4 protein-coding genes are annotated in these 3,197 nt (G+C 72.3%); 2 read left to right on the top strand and 2 right to left on the bottom strand.

Translation table 11 applies throughout. The features are described from left to right. Both E7Z54_RS23445 and E7Z54_RS18035 read left to right on the top strand, forming a co-directional pair. Positions 1 to 353 (top strand): hypothetical protein (locus E7Z54_RS23445; RefSeq protein ID WP_206056378.1); only part of this gene is annotated, 353 nt, incomplete at its 5' end. Further along, the gene (locus E7Z54_RS18035) at positions 350 to 1,030 is read left to right on the top strand and encodes a hypothetical protein (RefSeq protein ID WP_136436077.1); all 681 of its coding nucleotides are present in this window, start codon (positions 350 to 352) and stop codon (positions 1,028 to 1,030) included. The genes E7Z54_RS23445 and E7Z54_RS18035, both read left to right, overlap by 4 nt. Positions 1,031 to 1,059: 29 nt before the next feature. Here the strand turns inward: E7Z54_RS18035 and E7Z54_RS18030 are convergent, their stop codons facing one another. Both E7Z54_RS18030 and E7Z54_RS18025 read right to left on the bottom strand, forming a co-directional pair. Further along, positions 1,060 to 2,394: a hypothetical protein gene (locus E7Z54_RS18030; protein WP_136436075.1), complete on the bottom strand. Its 1,335-nt coding sequence runs from the start codon at positions 2,392 to 2,394 to the stop codon at positions 1,060 to 1,062. Beyond that, positions 2,391 to 2,912 (bottom strand): SigE family RNA polymerase sigma factor, encoded by a 522-nt coding sequence (locus E7Z54_RS18025; RefSeq protein ID WP_136436073.1) that lies wholly within the window; start codon positions 2,910 to 2,912, stop codon positions 2,391 to 2,393. Before E7Z54_RS18025 ends, E7Z54_RS18030 begins: the two co-directional genes overlap by 4 nt. Positions 2,913 to 3,197: the final 285 nt, after the last annotated feature.

Raw genomic sequence — 3,197 nt, 5'->3', positions numbered from 1 at the left:
GCCAGCCACCGTTCGGCCAGCCACCGTTCGGCCAGCCACCGCAGAAGTCCGGCAACGGGCCCTGGGTCGCCCTCGCCGTGATCGGCGTGCTGCTCCTGATCGGGATCATCGTCGTGGCCGCCCTCCTGCTCCTGAAGGGTGAGGAGGACGAGCGCAGGGGCGTCGACCAGACGACCACCTCGGATGCGCCGGAGTCCTCGAGCCCGCCGTCGACTGCCACCGATCCCGCGACGGACCTCGCCACCGTGCCGGAGATGCCCACCGACGTCCCGACGGAGCTCACCGACCTGCCGACCGACCTCTCGGACTGGGCATCCTGGCTCTCCGAGTACGTCGACCAGGCCAGCCCATGAGCGACCCGAACCGGCCGGACGCCGCCGTCCCGCCGCCGTCCTTCCCGCCTCCCTCGTTCCCTCCGCCGCCCGCACCCCCGGGCTCCTCGGGCGCTTCCGGCTCCTCGGGTCAGGGCAACGGACCCTGGGTCGCCCTCGCGGTGATCGGTGTGCTCGTGCTCGCCGGGGTGGTCACCGGGCTGGTCCTGCTGCTGGCCGGTGACGACGAGGACGGCCAGGAAGGGGCCGATGCGTCGAGCAGCGCGGCGGCCGTCACCACCGGCTCGTCGGCCACGGGCACCGAGTCCGGCTCGAGCACGGCGCCGACCGACCCGACCGACGGGCCCTCGACCCCAGGACGCCCACGGGGCACCAGCACCGCCGACCAGGTCGCCGACGATCCGTCCGCGGTGGTCGAGGCGTTCATCGAGTCCGTCCTCGCGGGGGACTGCGCGACCGCGGAGGACCTGGTCACCGAGAAGTACCTCCAGGAGGAGGGCGGTGGCTGTGACGCCCGCGAGATCCCGCCGAGCCTGAGGGACCAGATCGAGTACCGCCTCGGTGACGCCACGGTCGACGGCGCCGCCGGCACCGCGACGGTCCCGATCACGGTCACCGCCTACGGGGAGGCCGAGAAGACGGTCATCGAGCTGCAGGACGTCGGCGGCCGCTGGCTGATCAGCGACGACGGCACCTGAGGACCCGCCGGCACCGGTCAGTCGACCGGTCAGTCGATCAGCTCGCCCAGGTGCTGGGTCATGCCGTTCCCCCTGTTCGCCGGCGTGTTCCACAGGAACTGCCCCCTCGGGACCGGCCCGCTCGTCTCCCAGGACGAGACCTCGTCCGTGATTCGCAGGAACCGTCCCGAGCCGAGGTCGTAGAGGTAGGTGCCGTCGGTGTCGCGGCCGTAGGCCGTCACCGTCACCAGGCCGTCGCCGTGGTCGGAGGCGAGCTCGCCCCCGATGCTGCTGTCCTGCAGCGTGACGACCTGGTTCCCCTCGGTGTCCAGCACCTGCACGCGGTCGTCCCGCACGCCCTCGTCGTAGGTGCCGCAGTACTGGCCCATGACGATCCGGTCGTCCGTGGCGCCGAAGGAGAGCAGGTTGCACTTCTCGCCGGATTCGGGATCGAAGGCGTGCTCGGCTCCGGTCCTGAGGTTGCGCACGTGCACCTGCCCGGCGTCGCCGTTGGTGGAGTCGGTCCACACCATCGCGTCGTCGGTGAACGCCACGGAGCCGACGGTGAGCCCTTCGTCGCGGACGTCCGAGGCGTCGGTCAGCGAGGCGGACCAGAGCCGATAGGTGTCACCGTCCGCGTCGGCGTCGTCCGCCTCGCCGTCGGGGCTGACCGGCCACCCGCCCTTCGGAGGCTGGCCCTGGGTCAGCGGCACGGGGACGTAGAGCCGGTCCTTGGGCCCGAGCACGGCGCGGAACGGATCCTCCACCTCGGGCAGACCCGCCCACGTCATGGTGCGCCAGGTGCGGCTCGCGCGGTCGAAGATGTGGACGACCAGCCCCACGGTCTTGCTGCGCTCGTCGGGGCTGAGCAGCACCAGTCGGTCCTCGCCGAGCTGGAGCGGCCACGTCTGTGCGACCCCGGCGTCGAGGTCGGGCAGCCAGTCCTTCTCGCCGGTCGCCGGGTCCATGAGGGCGAACCGTGCCTGGGGCTGGTTCCTGCGCGGCCCGTCTCGGAACAGGATCCGCCCGTCGTCGGTCACGCCGTCGAAGTACTGCCCGTTGTCGGCGTACAGGTCCTCGGTCGTGTGGGACGCCAGGACGCGGTAGTCGCTGCCCTCGGTCGCGGGCACTGCATCGGCCAGTCTGAGGGTCGGCGCATCCGGTTGCGGGACACCTGCGGTCGCGAGGTCCGGCGGGCCTGGGTCGAGCGAGACGAGCGAGACGGTCGCGACGACCGCGGCGGTGGCGAGGGTCGCACCGCCGAAGGCCGTCAGCCGGCGACGACGGACCCGCTGCCTGCCCCGGGCGAGGACGGGTCCGAGGTCGCGCTCCTCACGGGGCGGGTCGGCGACGGTGTCGCTCAGCAGTTCGCTCAGGTTGTTCACGGTGTTGCTCCTTCGGTCAGCAGCCCGTCGATCGGCAGGTCTTCGAAACTGGTCCGGAGCGAGGCCAGGGCGCGGGAGGTCTGGCTCTTGACCGTGCCCTCGGTGCACCGCAGGACGGCCGCGACGTCGGCGACGCTGAGATCCTCGAAGTAGCGCAGCACGACGCACGCCCGCTGTCGCGGGGGCAGCTCGGCGAGAGCCGCCATCAGCGTGGTCCGGGACGTGACGGCCTCGGCGAGGTCCTGCCCGGAGGGCAGGTCGTGGTGGTGGTCCGTGGGGACCTCTGTGCTCGACCGGCGCCGGACGTGATCGAGGAACGCGCTGATCACCGCCTTGCGGGCGTAGGCGTACTCGCGGCCCGCCCTGGTCAGCCGCGGCCACGCGACGTACACGCGGATCAGGCCCTCCTGGACGTGGTCCGACGCCTGGTCCCAGTCACCGCACATCAGGTACGCGGTGCTGCGCAGCCGCCCGCGTGCCGCTTCGGCGAACTCCACGAACGCCGCCTCGTCACGCATCGTTCGATCGCTCCATGCCGGCTCAACGAGGTGAGCGGACCTGAGGTTGCCTCCCTCGGCCGACCAATCCTGCCGGTGCACCACCGACCTGAAAACTCCGAACGGGTGCAGCGTCGACGCGCTCGCTCCTAGGCTGGCTCCCATGAGCCAGCCGCCGTACGGCGTCCCGCCCCAGCAGGGTCACCCGCAGGGCTACCCGCAGCAGCCTCCGCAGCCCGGGTACGGACAGCCGGGCCAGGCGGCAGCCCCGCCGCCGTACCTCGGCGGCCCGGCATCCGCCGGCGG

This window comes from Nocardioides sp. (assembly GCF_004803405.1).
GTDB classification, from domain to species: Bacteria; Actinomycetota; Actinomycetes; order Propionibacteriales; family Nocardioidaceae; genus Nocardioides; species Nocardioides vastitatis.
The sequence above is the reverse complement of the archived record's forward strand: the minus strand, read 5'-3'. Positions and strand labels throughout refer to the sequence as shown.